15 protein-coding genes are annotated in these 19,014 nt (G+C 50.5%); 11 read left to right on the top strand and 4 right to left on the bottom strand.

Translation table 11 applies throughout. The features are described from left to right. Positions 1–139: 139 nt before the first annotated feature. Entirely contained in the window at positions 140–664 is a 525-nt protein-coding gene (locus QQK89_RS23710) for a DinB family protein (RefSeq protein WP_284241161.1), read from the top strand. Here QQK89_RS23710 and QQK89_RS23705 read toward each other — a convergent pair. After that, positions 634–1,617, bottom strand: a complete 984-nt coding sequence (locus QQK89_RS23705; RefSeq protein WP_284241210.1) for an NAD(P)-dependent alcohol dehydrogenase — start codon at positions 1,615–1,617, stop codon at positions 634–636. The two genes, QQK89_RS23710 and QQK89_RS23705, sit on opposite strands and share 31 nt — an antisense overlap. A gap of 202 nt (positions 1,618–1,819) precedes the next feature. On the opposite strand from QQK89_RS23705, the gene QQK89_RS23700 reads away from it, so the two are divergent. From QQK89_RS23700 to urtE, 6 genes are all read left to right on the top strand, one after another. After that, complete coding sequence (locus QQK89_RS23700) at positions 1,820–3,073, top strand: MFS transporter (RefSeq protein ID WP_284241160.1); 1,254 nt, start codon at positions 1,820–1,822, stop codon at positions 3,071–3,073. Between the two features lie 598 nt (positions 3,074–3,671). Next, complete coding sequence (gene urtA, locus QQK89_RS23695) at positions 3,672–4,922, top strand: urea ABC transporter substrate-binding protein (protein WP_284241159.1); 1,251 nt, start codon at positions 3,672–3,674, stop codon at positions 4,920–4,922. 87 nt (positions 4,923–5,009) lie between these two features. Then, positions 5,010–5,915: an urea ABC transporter permease subunit UrtB gene (urtB, locus tag QQK89_RS23690; RefSeq protein WP_284241158.1), complete on the top strand. Its 906-nt coding sequence runs from the start codon at positions 5,010–5,012 to the stop codon at positions 5,913–5,915. 18 nt (positions 5,916–5,933) lie between these two features. Continuing rightward, entirely contained in the window at positions 5,934–7,028 is a 1,095-nt protein-coding gene (gene urtC / locus QQK89_RS23685) for an urea ABC transporter permease subunit UrtC (protein ID WP_284241157.1), read from the top strand. Then, positions 7,000–7,776: an urea ABC transporter ATP-binding protein UrtD gene (gene urtD / locus QQK89_RS23680; protein ID WP_284241156.1), complete on the top strand. Its 777-nt coding sequence runs from the start codon at positions 7,000–7,002 to the stop codon at positions 7,774–7,776. Before urtC ends, urtD begins: the two co-directional genes overlap by 29 nt. Then, a complete protein-coding gene (urtE, locus tag QQK89_RS23675; RefSeq protein WP_284241155.1) occupies positions 7,754–8,455 on the top strand; it encodes an urea ABC transporter ATP-binding subunit UrtE in 702 nt (233 codons plus the stop codon). Before urtD ends, urtE begins: the two co-directional genes overlap by 23 nt. An 83-nt stretch (positions 8,456–8,538) precedes the next feature. Here urtE and QQK89_RS23670 read toward each other — a convergent pair whose 3' ends face one another. The 3 genes from QQK89_RS23670 to QQK89_RS23660 form a co-directional block, all read right to left on the bottom strand. Beyond that, a complete protein-coding gene (locus tag QQK89_RS23670) occupies positions 8,539–9,390 on the bottom strand; it encodes a carbohydrate ABC transporter permease (RefSeq protein WP_284241154.1) in 852 nt (283 codons plus the stop codon). Between the two features lie 15 nt (positions 9,391–9,405). After that, the gene (locus QQK89_RS23665; RefSeq protein ID WP_284241153.1) at positions 9,406–10,293 is read right to left on the bottom strand and encodes a carbohydrate ABC transporter permease; all 888 of its coding nucleotides are present in this window, start codon (positions 10,291–10,293) and stop codon (positions 9,406–9,408) included. Positions 10,294–10,396: 103 nt separating this feature from the next. Next, entirely contained in the window at positions 10,397–11,665 is a 1,269-nt protein-coding gene (locus tag QQK89_RS23660) for a sugar ABC transporter substrate-binding protein (protein ID WP_284241152.1), read from the bottom strand. Between the two features lie 463 nt (positions 11,666–12,128). On the opposite strand from QQK89_RS23660, the gene QQK89_RS23655 reads away from it, so the two are divergent. The 4 genes from QQK89_RS23655 to QQK89_RS23640 all read left to right on the top strand — a co-directional run bounded on the left by QQK89_RS23655 (position 12,129) and on the right by QQK89_RS23640 (position 18,733). Then, the gene (locus tag QQK89_RS23655) at positions 12,129–15,485 is read left to right on the top strand and encodes a GH36-type glycosyl hydrolase domain-containing protein (protein ID WP_284241209.1); all 3,357 of its coding nucleotides are present in this window, start codon (positions 12,129–12,131) and stop codon (positions 15,483–15,485) included. Between the two features lie 76 nt (positions 15,486–15,561). Further along, positions 15,562–16,554, top strand: coding sequence for a LacI family DNA-binding transcriptional regulator (locus QQK89_RS23650; RefSeq protein ID WP_284241151.1), 993 nt, complete (start codon positions 15,562–15,564; stop codon positions 16,552–16,554). A gap of 182 nt (positions 16,555–16,736) precedes the next feature. Then, positions 16,737–17,753, top strand: a complete 1,017-nt coding sequence (locus QQK89_RS23645) for a glycosyltransferase family 2 protein (RefSeq protein WP_284241150.1) — start codon at positions 16,737–16,739, stop codon at positions 17,751–17,753. Positions 17,754–17,896: 143 nt separating this feature from the next. Beyond that, a complete protein-coding gene (locus tag QQK89_RS23640; RefSeq protein WP_284241149.1) occupies positions 17,897–18,733 on the top strand; it encodes an RMD1 family protein in 837 nt (278 codons plus the stop codon). The last annotated feature ends 281 nt before the right edge of the window (positions 18,734–19,014 follow it).

The following is a 19,014-nucleotide window of genomic DNA, read 5'->3' as shown; positions in this document are numbered from 1 at the left end:
CAGGCGAGCTAGGATTGCTGTCGAATGGCGGCGGTGCGTATCTATATCTCTCCATTTTTTATTGAAGAAGTATGACAGTCTGTTGTCATACTTCTTTGTTTATACTAGGGGCATAACAACGCCAAGGGAGTCGATTGCAATGACGAATTATCCGGTAGAGATGTACCAGTATCACAGATGGGCCAATGAAAAGATTATAGGGAGAATCAAAGAGCTGCCAGCCTCGGTATTGAACGAAGAAGTGAGCGGTTCGTCGTATCCGACTCTTGCCCATGCTCTTAATCACATCTATACGGTAGATAAAATGTGGTATTTGGTGCTAACCGGCACGGAGATGGGGGAAGCGCTACAGGAATGCATGCCGTTAAACGCGCTCCAGCTTCAATCCGTAGATGAATATGCTGCGCTATACGAACTATTGGCTGAACAATACAGAGAGTGGTTTCAGCAGGTAGGCGATTTGGAGAAGTCCATCACGCTGAACAATCCATACGCCGGAGTACGCGAAACCCGTTTATCCGAAATTGTGCTGCAAGTGGCGAATCACGGTTCTTACCACCGGGGCAACGTGACGACTATGCTGCGTCAGTTGGGATACGCCTCCACGATGACGGATTATATCTTCTATTTGTATCAACAGCCTGCGCTTTCTTCCGTTGAATAAATGATGACATTTCCTGCTTTATGTCCCGTTTCCACGTACTTATGGGCTTCGGCCACCTGATCCAGCGAGTAGCGCCGGTCGATGACCGGCATGAAGCGGCCTGCTTCATACAGCTTTTTGAGAAAAGCAAGATTGGCTTTGTTTTGCTGAAGGCCCGCAGCGGTGAACACCGCTTTCTTGCCGCTTGATCTTGAAGTCCGCAGCATATCCAGCATAACGCCGGGGCTGGGAACCGTGGTTAGGTACATGCCCGTTGGCGTAAGCGCATCCTTGCATTGCGGGAAAGAACGTTTGCCGACAGCGTCGAAAATCACGTCATATAGTTGGCCGTTACGGGTAAAATCCACTCGGGTATAGTCGATAAGATGATCGGCTCCGAAGGATTTTACCTTTTCCGTATTGCCGCTGCCGCATACGCCGGTAACTTCGGCTCCGTAGTATTTGGCCAATTGCACGGCATATGCGCCAACAGCTCCTGAAGCGCCGTTAATTAATACCTTCTGACCGGGTTGCAGGTTAGCCTTGTCTCTTAAGAAAATCAATGCCGTTAGCGCTCCGTCGCAAAGACCTGCGGCTTCTTCATAGGTGGCATTGTCCGGTTTGCGGAATATCGGTGTGTCCTCCGGCAAACAGACGTATTCGGCATGCGCGCCAAAGCTGCTTGGGCTAATGCCGTACACTTGGTCGCCGGGCTGGAAAGCCGTAACCGTTTTGCCTACCGATTCGATCTCGCCGGCAAACTCTACGCCTAATATGGAATATTTGGGACGTCTAAGGCCATACATAAACCGAATGAAAGACGGGTCTGCCCGGCGGAAAGCGCAGTCGGAAGGGGTGACGACGGCAGCGTGGATTTTAATCCGCACCTCATTGTCTTTAGGGATGGGCATTTCGACATCCTGGAGCTGAAGAACCTCAGGTGTTCCGTATTTGGGACATACGATCGCTTTGATGATAATTCCTCCTAGCTTTTTATATTAAATCTATGCGTAGGGGAGATAGAAGCATTCATGGGGATCGTTAAGTTTTCATAAAAGAACGGAATCTCTAGCTTTTTTAGAGCTAAGAAGTTAATTGCAGAGAGAATGCCTTGCCCGTAATATGGATATGACTTGGAAGGGATAGTCTATCATTATTTCAGGGAAGGAAGTAGAGATGACAACAACCGATGAGAGAAGGAATTGGAAGAGAGACATTATTCTCTTTCTGAGCAGTCAGACGATCTCGTTATTTGGTTCCGCCTTAGTTCAATACGCCATTATGTGGTACGTAACCCTGAGTACAAAATCCGGCTTAATGATGACTTTGTTTATTGTGTGCGGCTTTATTCCCACGTTTCTGTTGTCGCCGTTTGCCGGCGTGTGGGCGGACCGCTTCAACCGGAAAACGCTCATTATGATCGCCGATTCTATGATTGCGATCGTTACGTTAATTCTCGCGATTATTTTCCTGCTAGGCTATGACGAGCCATGGCTTATGTTTGTCGTTGCGGCTGTCCGCGCGCTGGGAGCGGGAGTTCAAACGCCTGCCGTTGGGGCGATTCTGCCGCAGATAGTGCCGGAGGATAAGCTTACGAAGATTAACGGAATTAACGGAACGCTGCAGGCGTTGATGATGTTTGTTGCTCCAGTTGTCAGCGCGACGTTGCTTACAGTGGCGAGCATGGAGATCATCTTCTTTATTGATGTGGTAACGGCGGCCGTTGCAATCTTGACGTTGTTTATATTTCTGCGGATTCCATTGCATCAGAAGGCTTCGGATGCTCAATCGACAAGTTACCTAGAGGACTTTAAGCAGGGGCTTGCCTATATTAAGAATCATAGTTTTTTGAAAACGTTTTTTATGTTTTTCGCTATGTTTTTTGTGCTGATGGCTCCGGCCGCGTTCTTGACGCCGCTTCAAGTAACGCGCAGCTTCGGCGATGATTATTGGCGGCTGACGGCTATCGAGATTGCTTTCTCGGTTGGGATGATGGCCGGCGGGGCGATTATCGCGTCATGGGGCGGCTTCCGCAACAAAATATACACCATGACTTTTGCGAATCTGATCGTGGGGATATGCACGTTGCTGCTGGGAGTCATCCCGATCTTCTGGCTTTATTTGTTTGTAATGGCCGTGTTCGGCATTGCGATGCCGCTAGCAAATACGCCAACAACCGTCATGCTGCAGGAAAAGGTCGATCCGAACTACATGGGGCGTATCTTTGGCATCTTTGGCATGATCTCGACCTCCATGATGCCGATTGGCATGCTTATCTTTGGTCCGCTTGCGGACGTAATCGAGATTGAATGGCTGCTCGTCGGAACCGGCTTGCTGGTGTTAATTCTGACGTTGTTCTTCGCCAGCAACAAACGGCTGATCGAAGCCGGGAAGCCTGCGCCGGCGGCACAGGCGGAACTGCAGCAATAATCGAGAGGGCTGTCCCAGCGCTAAGGGGACAGCCCTTTTAATTGCCTCGTTTACCCTCGAATTTCCCCACTTCCGCCAACCTTAGCGATACCGCACATCGTTAAGCGCGCTCGCGCCATGCATTTGTTTTTCCTTAACGATACGTGGCATCGTTAAGCCTAACCACCTAGCTAGTTTTGCCCCGACATTCCGCATATCCACCAACCTTAGCGATATCGCACATCGTTAACCGCGCTCGCGCCATGCACATTTTGCCGCTTAAGGATGTGCCGCATCGTTAAAGGCGCATGGGCCAGCGTCTGCTGCGGATGTTAAGTTTCAATAACGAGACAACTATAATAATTACATATAGTGTTAATTAAATGTCATTAAATACTAGTTAACCATGTTGAAGTGTTAAATAAAATGACGTATTTTATCGAAATTTATCCTGAAACGATCATTTAATGAGCCTAATTTCCTTCTTTTTTGAAAACATGTGTTATATATGTTGACATCAAAATTGACCACCCCCTATAATGATGATGCGAACGTTGGTAATACATACCAGTAAATTGTTCGTGTATAGAAAAACATAGAAGAACTGGGGAGTGGAGAGATGATGAAGAAACGGTTGTATCAGACGGGGCTAATAACGGTTGCGCTCAGCTTAATGCTGGCAGCTTGCGGCAACAATGAGGAACCTGCATCGCAGGCGACAGAAAGCGGTTCGGGAGCCGCTTCCGGCGATGTCATCAAGGTTGGGGTATTGCATTCCTTAAGCGGTACGATGGCGATCAGCGAGGTGTCCGTCCGCGACGCGGAAATGATGGCGATCGAGGAAATCAATGCGGCAGGCGGCGTGCTTGGCAAGAAGATTGAGGCCGTCCAGGAAGACGGCGCGTCCGATTGGCCGACCTTTGCGGAGAAAGCGCGTAAGTTATTATCCGAAGATAAAGTGGCTACCGTATTCGGAGGATGGACCTCTTCCAGCCGCAAGGCGATGAAGCCGGTGTTCGAAGAATTAAACGGATTGCTCTGGTACCCGGTTCAGTACGAAGGCCTCGAAGCTTCCCCTAACATTTTTTATACCGGCGCAACAACAAACCAGCAGATCGTTCCTGCCGTGGATTGGCTGCTCGAGAACCGGGGCAAGAAGTTCTACCTGCTTGGTTCGGACTACGTATTCCCCCGTACGGCAAACTTGATCATTAAAGAGCAATTGAAAGCAAAAGGCGGCGAAATGGTAGGCGAAGAATATACGCCGCTTGGCCATACCGACTACAGCACAATCATTAGCAAAATAAAAGAAGCGAAGCCGGACGTCGTGTTCAACACGCTGAACGGCGACAGCAACGTCGCATTCTTCAAGCAGTTGAAAGATGCGGGTATTTCGTCAAAAGACATGACGACCCTCTCCGTATCGGTGGCGGAAGAAGAAATCCGCGGTATCGGCGTCGACGTGCTTCAAGGCCATCTGGCGGCCTGGAACTACTACCAGACGACGGATACGCCCGCGAACAAAACGTTCGTGGAGAACTACAAGAAGAAATACGGCGAAGACCGCGTAACGGCCGACCCGATCGAAGCGGGTTACACCGCGGTGTATCTCTGGAAAGCGGCAGTCGAGAAAGCGGGCTCCACGGACGTGGATAAAGTGAAGGCGGCGGCGAAGGATCTTGAGTGGGATGCGCCGGAGGGCAAAGTGAAGATCGACGGAGAGAACCAGCATATTTACAAAACGGTAAGGATCGGCGAAGTACAATCCGACGGGCAGTTCAAGGAGTTGTGGAATTCCGGAAGCGCGGTAATGCCGGATCCGTTCCTGAAAGGTTACGATTGGGCGGCTAGCATCAAACCGACGGACTAAGGCAAGAGAAGGGAGTATTCGGCAGAGTGATCGCTTCGGATACTCCCTTTCTTTTTTTGCGGGAAATCATGAAGGAGTTGAAGGCATATGGAGGTCTTTGTCCTGCAGTTGTTCAACGGGCTGAGCGTCAGCTCGATATTGCTGCTTATCGCATTGGGTCTTTCTATTACGTTTGGCTTGATGAAGGTCATCAATATGGCCCATGGGGAGCTTATTATGATCGGCGCTTACTCCACGTATCTGACGCAAAATATATTCAACGACTATTTGCCGAAGTCGATGTTCGATTGGTATTTCGTGCTCGCCATTCCGGTCAGCTTCCTTATTGCCTTTCTGTTTGGTCTCATTCTAGAAACGAGCCTCATCCGGTTTCTCTACGGCCGGCCGCTTGATAGCCTGCTTGCTACCTGGGGCGTTGGGCTTGTGCTCCAGCAACTGGCCAGATCGATCTTCGGAGCGCCTAACGTTGCGGTGACGAGCCCCTCCTGGTTGGACGGCGGCGTGAACTTCCTTGGCGCGGTGCTTCCTTACAAACGGTTGTTTATCCTCGGGCTTGTTGTGCTTACGCTGCTTGCGATGTACTTCTATATTTACCGCAGCCTCGAAGGGCGACGGATGAGGGCCGTGATGCAAAACCGCGACATGGCCGCTTGTCTTGGCGTATCGACGCGCCGTGTGGATGCAATGACGTTTGCGATTGGATCCGGGATTGCCGGCATTGCCGGATGCGCGCTAACGCTGCTAGGTCCAATCGGACCTTCGCTTGGCACTTATTATATCGTGGATGCGTTTATGGTCGTCGTGCTTGGCGGCGTCGGCAAGCTGGTCGGCACTATTCTCGGCGCGCTTGGAATCGGAGTGTTTAATACGATGTTTGAATATTGGACGAATGCATCGCTAGGCAAAGTGCTCGTATTCCTCTGTATCGTTGCCTTCCTGCAATGGAGACCAATGGGATTCGTGGCGATGCGCTCGCGTTCGCTTGATTCATAGAGAGAGGTGGAGAACAGGATGTTTACGCTAAAACGATTATCTCCCCAGCGTTTATGGCTGCTCGCCGGGTATGCGGCGGCCGCGGCGGCGCTATTCGCCGCGCCGATGTTCTTAAGCGACTTCCGTCTGAATCTGCTCGCCAAGTTTCTTGCCTTTGCCATTGTGGCGCTTGGACTCGATCTGATCTGGGGTTATACCGGCATTTTGAGCTTGGGGCATGGCATCTTTTTTGGCTTAGGCGCCTATGCGATGGCGATGTACCTGAAGCTTGAAGCAAGCGGCGGGAAGATGCCCGACTTCATGGGTTGGAGCGGATTAAGCGAGTTGCCGATGTTCTGGAAGCCGTTCGAGTATTTTGGCTTTGCCGTGCTAATGGGCATTCTACTGCCTGCCACACTCGCGTTGTTTCTCGGCTTTTTCACATTCCGCAACCGGATTCGCGGCGTGTACTTCACGATACTGACGCAAGCGCTCGTCATTATTACGACAACGCTGCTCGTTGGCCAGCAGGCCTATACCGGCGGGACAAACGGCGTTACGGGTTATAGCAAAATTTTAGGGGAATCAATTGCTTCTCCCGATACGAAGCGGCTGTTGTATTGGGTGACGGCAGCGGTTCTTATCGTCGTATTTATTTTGTGCCGTTACGTGGTCAAGAGCAGGTTCGGCAAGGTGCTCCGCGCGATCCGCGACGGAGAGAACCGGGTAAGGTTCATCGGCTACAACCCGGCGGTGTATCAGATGGTCATATTTACGTTGTCGGCGGCTATCGCGGGAATTGCCGGCATGTTGTTCGTCTTGCATGTCGGCATTATTTCCCCGTCCATGATGGGAATCGTGCCTTCCATTGAGATGGTGTTATGGGTGGCGATCGGCGGCCGCGGCACTTTGATCGGAGCGGCGCTTGGCGCTGTGCTTATGAACTGGGCCAAGAGCGAATTCAGCACGACGTATCCGGAAGGGTGGACATATTTCCTCGGCGGCGTGTTTATCCTGGTTGTCGTCTTTTTGCCTAACGGGTTAACGGGGCTGCTCGCCAAGATCAAATTCAAGCGAAAAAGAGAGGAAAGGAGCGAGGTGGAACATGAGCGAATCGAGCATCCTGCAATGTGATGACGTGACGGTAGCCTTCGACGGCTTCAAAGCGATACAGGGAATGAGCCTGCATCTGCGGAAAGGGGAGCTTCGCTTCCTGATCGGCCCAAACGGCGCGGGCAAAACGACGATGCTGGACGTCATCTGCGGCAAGGTGAAGCCGACCTCCGGGACGGTTGCCTTCAAGCAAACGATTGATCTGGCGAAGAAAAAAGAGCATCAGATTGCTCAGCTCGGCATCGGCCGCAAATTCCAGGCGCCGTCGATTTTTCCGTCGATGACGGTGTTCGAGAACTTGGAGATTGCCTTGCGCCAGCGCCGCGGCGTATTTACAGTATTGTTCGCCCGGATGAAGGCGGAGGAGCGGGAACGCATCGAGCGGCAGCTTGTTATGATTGGACTGCACAATAAGGCAGACTGGCGGGCGGGCGGCTTGTCGCATGGCGAGAAGCAATGGCTTGAGATTGGCATGATGCTGCTGCAGGAGCCGGAGGTCTTGCTCCTCGATGAACCGGTTGCGGGCATGACGGATAAGGAAACGGACAAAACAGGCGAGTTGCTGGTTGAAATTGCCCGCCAGCATTCCATTGTGGTCGTTGAGCATGATATGGAGTTTGTCAGGAGCTTTGCAAGCAAGGTGACGGTCATGCATGAAGGCAAGCTGCTGAAGGAAGGCACGATGGAAGAAGTACAGGGGGATGACCGCGTTGCCGAGGTGTATTTGGGGAAAAGGAGGGATGCGGATGTTAGCCGTTCAACAGCTTGAGGCAGGTTACGGGGAAAGCGTTATTTTGCGGAATGTGACGCTGCGGGTAGAACCCGGGCAGGTGGTCTGCCTCCTTGGCCGCAACGGAGTCGGGAAAACGACGCTCATGAAGAGTATTATGGGCTTGCTTAAGGCGAGGAGAGGAACCGTGTCTTACAACGGGCAGGAACTGACGAAGGCTGCGCCGGGACGCCGGGCCAGACGAGGGATCGGTTATGTACCGCAGGGACGCGAAATTTTCGGACAGCTGACCGTATATGAGAACATATTAGTCGGGCTTGAGGCTTCGCGGGAACCAAAGGCGGTTCGTGCGGTACCGGAAGAGGCGATTGCCAAGTTCCCGGTGCTCCCTTCCATGTACGGCCGTCGAGGCGGCGACTTGAGCGGCGGGCAGCAGCAACAGCTGGCATTCGCGCGGGCGCTTGCTTCTAAGCCGGACCTGCTGCTCCTAGATGAACCTTGCGAAGGCATACAACCGTCCATCGTTGACGATATTCGCGACGTCATCCGATCCATCAAGGCGGACGGCAAGACGTCGATTTTGCTCATCGAGCAAAGCCTCGATTTTGTCAAAAGCGTAGGCGACTACTTCTACGTGCTGGACAAAGGTGCGGTGGCTTGGGAAGGCGGGCTAGAGGAGCTTAGCGACGAAGTGATCAAGAAGTATTTGACGGTATAGGCTGTGGCTGGGGAGCAAGTAACGCTGGACGAACAAAAAAGCGGCTGTGCCAATGGCACAACCGCTTTTCGTTTGCAAACCGCTTATTTCATTCCCGAGATCGAGAAGTTCTCGATAATATGTCTTTGGAAAATGATAAAGATCACGATGATCGGGATGACCATGAAGGTCGAGCCGGCCATCTGGAGCGCGAAGTTGCCGCCGTATTGGCCTTTGAGCAAAGTCAGGCCGACGGACAACGTGTACAGCTTCTCGTCGTTGGCGATAATAAGCGGCCAGATAAAGCTGTTCCAGCCGGCGATAAAAGCAAGAATGCCCTGTACCGCAAGGATCGGCTTCGAGATCGGAAGCACGATCTGCATGAAGGTGCGGAATTCGCTTGCGCCGTCGAGGCGCGTTGCTTCAAGCAGCTCGTCCGGAATCGTCTGCATGAACTGGCGGAACAGGAAGATGCCGAAGGCGCCAACCAGACCAGGCAGGATGATGCCCGTCATCGTGTTGGTCAGATGCATCTCGTTCAGAATCAGATAGATCGGGATCATCGTAACTTGACCCGGAATCATCATCGTTGCGAGTACGAGATAGAACAAGGCGCTGCCGCCTTTGAATTTATATTTGGCGAATCCGAAGCCGGCCATGGCGTTCAGGAATAGGCCAACAAAGGAGAACACGACGATGATGAGCGTGTTCTTCAAGTAAACGCCGAAGTTCATCTCGGTGAACAGATGTTTGAAGTTATCAAACGTAGCATCGACGGGCAGGAAGGTAGGAGGGATGTTCTGCATCTCCGATTCCGACTTGAAGGCAGAGAGAATCATCCATATGAAAGGCAGGATGACCAGGATTCCGCCTATGGTAAGCAGTACGCCAAGGGCCCATTTTAACGCTAGGTCGTTTTTGGCCGCACCAGATCCAGATTTTGCATGTGCGCTCATTTGCTCACCTCCTCCTTATAGATCCGTATCTTTGCCCTGCAGCTTGAACTGCAAGAACGTGATGAGAATAATTGCGAAGAACAATATGAATGAACCCGCAGCCGAATAGCCGAAGTTGCTCAGCTGGAAGCCGTTGTGATAAATAAACAAGGCGACGGAAGTCGTGCTGTCGAGCGGTCCGCCGTCCGTCATAATAAACGGTTCTTCGAAGAATTGAAGCCAGCCGATCATCGTCGTAATGGATACGAAGAAGATCGCGAACCGGAGCATCGGAATCGTAATATAGAGAAGCTGTCTGAAGTTGCCGGCTCCGTCGAGCTGAGCCGCTTCGTAATACGACTTCGGAATGCCTTGCAACGCCGCGATAAAGATGATCATGTTCAGGCCCATCCCGCGCCATGCGCCCATAATAATGAGGGAGATTTTGGCCATGATCGGGTCCTGAAGCCAAGGTACGGCCGGCAGGTGAACCGCATCCAGCAGATAGTTGAGCAGACCGAAGATAGGGTTGTACAACAAAGTCCACACAACCGCGACCGCAACCACGTTTGTTACGGAAGGCATGTAATACACGACACGGAAGGCATTAAAGACGCGGTTGCCTCCGAAATTAACGATGATGGCGATCAAGAGGGAGCCGATCAGAATAAGCGGCACGCCAATCACGACATAAAATAATGTATTTAAGATGGACTTGCCGAAGACCGGATCGGCCAATACGTCCACATAATTATCGATTCCAACAAAAGAGATGTTCGACCAGTCGGCGAGGCCGGCCAGATCCATGTTCGTAAAGCTGATAACCAGAGCGACAACAATCGGTAACAAAGAAAACAAAATAAGTAAAATTAGAGCGGGGGCGATGAAAAAATAAGGCGCTTTACTCTGAGAATATCCCTTCATCCGTGCTTCCTTTCCTTTGCGCTTCTGCCGCAAAAAAGAATATAACCGGCAGCATATCTGTTTCAGAATTGCCGCCGGCTTTGTTGCTTATATTCCAAGAAGTTTACTTGCTTAGAATTTCGGTAGCTTTCTTATTGAAGCTGTCCATTTCGTCTTGCGTCTTCGATTGGCCGCGGTAGACCTTCTCGAACGAGTTCAAAGCTTCTTGCGCAACTTGCTCCCAAGGCTTCAGAAGAGGCATTGGTTCGGAGCTCTTCATTTGCTCGCCGATTACTTTCAGGTTTGGATCGCTAGCAAGCTTTGGATCTTCCCAAGCTTTTTTCGTGGAAGGCAACGCGTTTGCGAGTTCCAGCCATTTGAGCTGCGTTTCAGGCTTGCTCATGTAAGCAAGGAATTTCATCGCTTCTTCTTTATGCTCGGTGTATTGGAAGACGGACAGGTTGGAGCCGCCAAGCGCCGAGACGTTGTTCTCTTTCGTAGGAAGAACCGCAGTAGCCCATTTGTCTTTCAGTTCAGGCGCTTGGTCGTTAATCAGCTTAACCATCCAAGGACCGCTGATGAACATCGGCAGGATGCCGTCGCCTTTGAAGCCTGCAACGATGTCGATGCCAAGGTCAAGCGGAGCGTCTCCGTCTTTGAAGAAGCTGTTCAAGTAGTCAACCGCTTCGACGAATTGCGGCTCGTTGAACAGCGGCTTGTTGCCGTCGAGCAATTTCGAACCGTTCTGGCGCGCGAACGTGAACATAAGGGTTTGTTCTTTCACGTCCAGGCTGATGCCGTATTTGCCGGTGCCGCGTGCTTTCAGCTTGTCCGCTGCGTCCTTCAGCTCATCCCAAGTTTTTGGCGCGTGGTCATAGCCGACTTCCTTCAGAAGATCCGTACGGTAGTAGAGGACGCGAGTATCGATGTACCAAGGTACGCCTACGGTTTTGCCGTCATATTTCGTTGTGTTCAAGGAACCGTCATAGAAGTTGGAGTCTGCAAGCTCCGGATAATTGCCGATATCGGAGGACAGATCCATTAGAGCGCCTGCGTTAGCGAACTCCGGAATCCAAGTCGTACCCATTTGAACGACGTCAGGACCTTTTTTCGATGCAACTGCCGTGAGCAGCTTGTCATGGGCGGTATCCCATGGAAGCGGCTGAACATTTATTTTGATACCCGGATTTTCAGCTTCGAATTGCTCGGCGATTTTCGGGAGAGATTTCGCTTCTTCACCCATGCCCCATACGTTAAGGGTAACTTTTTTGCCGGAGCCGCCTTCCGCTGCCGTGTTATTGTCTTCCGCTTTATTGCCTCCGCATGCGGAAAGCATGCCCATAAGCAGAACGGAACCCGCGATCGTTGCTGTAAGAGATTTTTTGAATGTCATAATTAAAACAAGACCTCCCCATGTTGTCGGTTGTTAAAAAATAGTATGCAGTGGCAATGCTTCGATTATTCGGTGCTTTTAGTCAATCCTCTGTTTGAGAAACGTTTCGATTGAGTCCCGATTCCCTCCTTCACAGTTGTTCTTAAGGCCAATCCCGTGCGTTTAATGCTAGGCTAATTTGTAGTTGAAACGTTTCAACGCCCATTATAGAGCAGAGCATAAGCGCTTTCAAGTATTATTTTTTTGCTCATCGTAATTAATAGAAACGTTTCTATTTTATGTTTTTGCATGGTTGACGACCATTTACGATTTGATTATAATCCTGTTCTAGGAGTTATCGAAACGTTTCTATAGGTGAATTTGTCTTCTTGATGTGAAGAATATAAGGCTAATAGGCAATCCTACACGTAACCATTTCGGCTATAACATGAGGTTGGACAAATGGGGAGGCATAATTAAAGTGATGGATACAGCAAGTATTCGTATGGAAAACGGGGAATTGACGTTCGATTTCTGGAGCAGCGGCGATTTGTTTGCCGCCCGCTCTGGAGAAACGATGCTTAATCAAGTAATGGCGCATCCGGTTGACGGGTCCATGAACAATATTTATTTGCGGAAGCACGGGGAGAGCGGGATTCGGTTCGAACCGCTGCTTGGCATTCATTCAACTAGCCGCTTGACCAAAGCCGGCGATAAACTGATATGGGACGGAACGGCGTTTGGCGGCGAATTGACGTACAAGGTTGCTTTTACCCTAACGAAACACGGCATTTGGTTCTGGGATGTAACCGTTCAGGGCGGCGACGCAACGATTGACGTCGTATACGGTCAAGATCTTGGTCTCGGAGATGTTGGTGCAGTCCGTACTAACGAGGCTTATATTTCTCAATATGTGGACCATAAAGCGTTCCAAAACGAGCAGCTTGGTTATGCGCTTTGTTTCCGGCAAAATCAGCCGATGGGTGGCGCATTCCCTTATATGCAGCATGGCTCGCTGACGGGAGCGGCAGGTTATTCGACGGACGGGTTTCAGTTTTATGGCTTGAGCCATAAAGAGACAGACGTGCCGGAAGCGCTGCTTAATCCAACGCTTGCCAATGAAATTTATCAATATGAATTTACGTATGCGGCCCTTCAAACGCCAAAGACGGAGCTGCAAGGCGAAGCGCGCTTCGTATTCTACGGCCTGTTCAAGAAGGATCATCCTTCTGCGGTTGAGAAGCTGGAATACTTCGGGGAAGTGTTGGAAGCCTGGAAGGAGGCCGAATCGGCCTCCGCAGCCGCTGAGGCTAACGCGGATGAGGTGTATCCGACAGTTGCGGTATCCGCAACAATCGGTACGCCGCTAGAGACATTGCCGATGGAGTCGGATGAGATTAACGCTTTGTATCCGAACCGGGTACAGGAGGAGCTGCAAGACGGCCAGCTGTTGTCTTTCTTCACGGAGACGCATGAGCATGTGGTGCTCAAAGAAAAGGAACTGCGTGTCGAGCGCCCGCATGGCCATATTCTAATGTCAGGCGGCAATGACCGCCTTACCGACAACGTGATGACAACAACTTCCTATATGTACGGTATTTTTAACTCGCAGCTTCTGGCGGGCAACACGAACTTCCATAAAATGATGACAAACGCCCGGAACGCGCTTAACGTGCTCAAAACTTCCGGTCAGCGGATTTATGTGGAGCTAGGCGGCGTTTATCGATTGCTCACGATGCCGTCGATGTTCGAAATGGGCTTCAACTATGCCAAATGGTTCTACAAGACCGAAGACGATACGCTTGTCATTACGAACTATACGACGGTAGACTCGCCGGAAGTTCGTCTTGAGCTACGTTCCCTGCAAGGACGCAGCTACCGGTTTATGGTCACGAACCAAATCTCGATGAACAACAATGAATTCGAGCTGCCTTATCAGATGGAAGAGAAGGACGGCGTGCTGATCTTTAAGGCGGATGCTAAGTCCCAAAGCACTAACGTATTCCCTGATTTGCAATACCGTCTGCGCGTCGACGGAGCGGCGGTTGCCGTTCTGGACGAAAGCGCGCTTGTGAGCGGTCTTGCGCCAAGCGCGGCATCGCTTGTTGTCCTTGAGCTTGCCGCAGCTTCTTCCTGGACCATCACGGTTCAAGGATTGCTGCGGGGCGAAGAGCTTCCGTTTGAAGAGAAGCAAGCGGAAGTTGAAATCGAACGTTACAGAGCGTTCTTGCGTCAGGTCATGAACGGTTTCCAGCTGTCGCATGATGGTGCTCCGCAAGCCGAACTTATCAAAATGAACTCGCTGGCATGGTGGTACACGCATAATATGCTCGTCCACTATTCGGTGCCGCATGGCCTGGAGCAATACGGCGGGGCAGCTTGGGGAACGCGCGACGTCTGCCAAGGACCGGCCGAATATTTCCTTTCTACCCATAAGTATGAGCAAGTGGCGGAGATTCTGAAGACCGTTTATTCGCATCAATACGAGGACGATGGCAACTGGCCGCAATGGTTTATGTTTGACCGGTACTATCAGATTCAGCAGGAAGAAAGCCATGGCGATATTATCGTATGGCCGCTGAAGGTACTGGGCGATTATTTGGCGGCGACCAATGACTATAGCATCCTTGAGCAACGCGTGCCGTATTCGATTCGCCATACGGGCGAATTCACGGAGCAATCCGCAACGCTCCTTGATCACGCAATCAAGGAAATTGACTATATTAAAGATCATTTCCTGCATGGCACCAATCTGTCTTCTTACGGCGACGGCGACTGGGATGATACGTTGCAGCCCGCGAACGCGCAGTTGAAAAAATACATGATCAGCAGCTGGACGGTTGCGCTGACTTATCAGGTCATCGCCCAATTCGGCCGCGTGCTGGAAACCTTTGATTCCGCTCTGGCGGAGGAACTAACGCAGCTTGCGGCGGGAATCCAAGCCGACTTCAATCAATACATGCTCGCGGAAGAAGTGATTCCGGGCTTCGTGTACATGGAGAAGCCGGAGGAAGCGAAGCTGATGCTGCATCCGACCGATACAACGACGGGCATTCAATACCGTCTGCTCCCGATGACGCGCAGCATGATCAGCGAGCTCTTGACCGAGGAGCAAGCTGAAGCCCATTACCGCATTATTAAAGAGAAGCTGTACTGCCCGGATGGCGTACGCCTGATGAACAAACCGGCGCATTACGCGGGCGGCGTCAGCGTGAACTTCAAGCGCGCCGAGCAAGCGGCTAACTTTGGACGGGAAATCGGGCTGCAGTATGTGCATGCGCATATCCGCTTCGTAGAAGCAATGGCGAAGCTGGGCAAGACGGAGGAAGTTTGGAAAGGCCTGCTGACGATTAATCCGGTTGGTCTTCGGGATGTGGTTCCAAACGCGGAGCTGCGCCAAAGCAACTCCTACTTCAGCAGCTCCGATGGCAAGTTCATGAACCGTTATGATGCACAAGAGCGCTTTGGCGAGCTGCGCGACGGAAGCGTTCAGGTGAAGGGCGGATGGCGCATCTATTCCAGCGGCCCGGGGATTTACATGAACCAGCTGATCTCGAATGCCTTGGGTATTCGCCAATCAGGCTGCGACCTCGTCATTGATCCGGTCTTGCCGCAGAAGCTGGACGGTCTGACGTTTGATTTTGGCTGGAACGGCAAGCCGATTACATTTGTGTATCGTCTTGGCGAGGGAACTCGGGTGAGCCGCATTGTTATTAACGGCCAAGAAACGAAGCTGACGTATACCGATAACCGTTACCGGGATGGCGGCGTTCGCATTGATGAAGCATTGCTGAGCGCAAGTCTAGGCGACCAAGGCAATAAGATTGAAATATTTATGTAATCGGAAGGGCTGGTGGTATCTAGATGCCGCCAGTCCTTGTGTTATAGTAGAATGAGGACAAGGAGGAGTGGGAACTGTGGTCAGCATTAAAGACATCGCCAGACAAGCGGGAGTTTCAATATCGACCGTATCTTACGCGTTAAACGGTAATCCGAAAGTAACGGAAGAAACAACGGCTAGGATCCTAGCTGTTGCAAGTGAGTTGAACTATGTCCCGAATGCTGCCGCGCGATCGCTCAAACGGAGAGAAACGAAAATCATCGGCGTATTTTTGACCGATTTCAGCGGGGCTTTTTACGGAGACCTCCTTCAAGGGATGAAGGAAGTCTTGTCCGTTAAAGGATATGACCTGATTGTCTGCAGCGGCAAGCAGTCTCATCGCATGCTTCCGGAGAGATTGATTGACGGCGCGATTATACTCGACGAGACCTTTGACAGCAAGGAGCTCGCCAGTTACGCGGAGCGCGGACATAAGCTGGTAGTGCTGGACAGGGAACTGAAGCATGCCAACGTTAATCAAGTGCTGCTGGACAATAAAGCCGGAGCGGCGCTGGCAGTCGAATACCTGCTGGAGCGAGGGCACCGGAAGCTGTATGCGATGACGGGACCAAGAGGGTCCTTCGATTCCAAACAGCGGTTGGCGGCGGCCACGCAAGTCGTAGAGCGCGTGGGCGATGCTTCGCTTACGGTTATTGAAGGCGATTTCAACAAGTCGTCGGGCGAGCATGCGGCCGCGAAATTAGTAATGGAAGGCGTTATTGGCCCGCATGGCGAGCCGGCGGCCATCTTCTGCTTCAACGACGAGATGGCGATCGGCATGTGCCATTACTTGCAAAGGAATCATCCGGACATTGTGCTTGGCAAGCATCTGCACCTGATTGGCTTTGATAATCTGGAGCTGGCTTCCTTCATGCAACCGCGCCTTGCTACAATCGATTATTCGAAGCGCAAGTGGGGAGCCATTGCCGCGGAGCAGCTTATGAAGCTGATCTGCGGGCAAGAGGTGGAGCAGGAGAGAATCTACGTTTCTCTCATTCGAGGGGAAACGGTAGGTTCCGCAACTTTATAAGGAAACAACTACATCGTCGCGGTTGACGGTGTATTTTTTTTGGGACGACTCTATGAATTAACATCTTACATGGGGCCGTGTCACATCATAAAAACCAGCTTGAAATTGTAAAATTAAAGTAGTTACTATTCCTGCATTATCGGGTTCGCATAACAAAGATCAACAGAGGCGGAGAGGATCTCATGAAAAAAGTAAGTATCGTTGTGCCCACCTATAATGTCGAGGAGTATATCGATGATTTTGTTCGGTCTTTGGAGAGTATGACGGTTCAATTGAAGGATCTGGAGGTTATCATTGTTAATGACGGTTCAACGGATAATAGCCGCGCAAAGCTGGACCGCTATATGCCGGATGACGAATGCATTAAGGTGGTCCATCTAGAGAAAGCAAGCGGTGCGGCGGGTTATCCGAGGAATGTAGGGATTGCAAGGGCAACCGGAACGTATATCACCTTCATGGATCCCGATGATCTTTATTTGGCGGATGGGATAGAGAAGCTGTTGACTGCAATGGAGCGAACCGGGAGCGACGTGGTGATGGGGACGTTCGAATTGTTTAATTCGCAGAAGACATGGGAACACGAGTTGTTCCAGTATCAATTGACGCATGCCAAGATGAATATTCGAATTGAGGAGTATCCTCTTCTGCTGAGGGCTCCCAATAATATGGCGCTGAAGCTTTACCGGACGGATTTCGTAAGGGACAGCGAACTGTCCTTTCCGGTAGGCGTTGCCGCGCAGGATGCCGTATTTACGGCCGAATCTTTTTTCCAGGCGGAGAAAATAACGTTTATTCCCGAGAAAATATTCAAATACCGGATCAGGGACAATACCAGCAACTTGTCGGTTACGCAAAGCCGGAATTTGAAATATTTCCAGGACTTTATGTATATCAGAACTATATTGATGGACACGTACAAGAAATATAACAAGGTCGATTATTTTCATAACACCTATACGCGCGATTTGAATTGGCTGCTGCATCAGATCGAACGGTCCTCCCATTCCGATTCCATGAGCAGAATGCTGGTGCTGCAGACGGTACTGCCGTTCATTCAGCTAAGCAAAAGCAACGATATTTCAGCCATGGCCGCTCAGCGTAAGGAACTAGCTTATTTGATCGCGGGCGAAGAGTTTTGCGACGCCCTGCAATTCATAGATCATATCATGTTGAATAAAAAGGTAAATGAAACAGCTTAGTTAGCCATGCGAGAGGCCATTCCATTACTGTCTATGACGGGCACGGGATGGCCTCTTTTTGCCGTGCGACCCGGTTTTAAATCAACACTATCAGGCAATAATAGAACAATAGAGGTTTGGTATAACTGAAAAGAGTGATAGAAATGAAGGAAGTTACCTTTAAAGCTTTTGCCATTACGAACGAAATCGATTTGAACCAAATCGCCATTCATTGCGGCATTCCAAAGAAATATACGTGGGAGCAGCCCTTAATACTGAGGGGCGACATATTGGAGTCGATCCTGCAGCAACGGGTAGACGATGCGCAGCAGGTGCTTGTGTTTTCTTTTGGCAGCATTGTGTTTATTAATAACTCTCGCCCGCAGGATATTATCGCGTTCTTCCGTTATGTGCAAACGTTCGAGCCCGGCATCGATATTGCCCACGCCGACCGTTACTCCGATGATTACAGCCTTCATTACTTGGAAAAGGATACGTTCGAGCTGACGGACGAATATGTGGAGGTGGCCACGTACGAAGCTTATCACCCGGAGCTCGTATCGACCGTGCTGGCCAAGTCGGTAGCGCTCGAGAAGATCGAAGAGCAGCTTGGAAAAATCCACGACAAGTTGGAGCTTATGATCGAAAGGCTCGAGAAAGGGAAGCTTAGGATCGGCAACAAGGAGCTTGCCCGGACGACGTCCCAGATTTTGCGCTACGAATTCAACACGCTTGCTTATATCATGATTCTGGACAAGCCGGATATTACATGGAGCAGCAGCGATGCGAGCGGATTTTACGATAATATGTTTGAATATTTTGAGCTGAATGACCGGTATAAGATCTTAAAGAGCAAAACGGAGTTCCTGCATCACATTATGGAGGGGTTCTCGACCATCAGCCATTCCATACGCGGACTGTTTGTAGAATGGATTATCGTGATTCTGATCGTGATCGAAGTCATTCTGACCGTGCTGCAAATTGCCGGCGTCCTGCCGTGACGAATTTAGTAGAGGAGTTCTTAAGTCATAGCGCTATGACTTAAGAACTCCTCTTTTTCTTGCACAAAATTAAGCTTATGTTCAACGAAAATTAACAAAATAGTAGTAAATTCTCATAAATTACTAACACTTTTGAGGTATGCTAAGGTAGAGAGAAATTTGTCGACTAATGTCGTTTCCTTTATTTACAGCTCGTCGAATCTATAAATTTACAGGTAAAATTACTAGGAAATGATAGAGTCTCATTTTTTTCATTTCCTATGCAAATGAGGTTGGAGACG

This window comes from Paenibacillus glycanilyticus (assembly GCF_030161375.1).
Lineage (GTDB): Bacteria > Bacillota > Bacilli > Paenibacillales > Paenibacillaceae > Pristimantibacillus > Pristimantibacillus glycanilyticus_B.
Note: the sequence above shows the minus strand (reverse complement) of the source record. Positions and strands in the feature narration are given on the sequence as shown.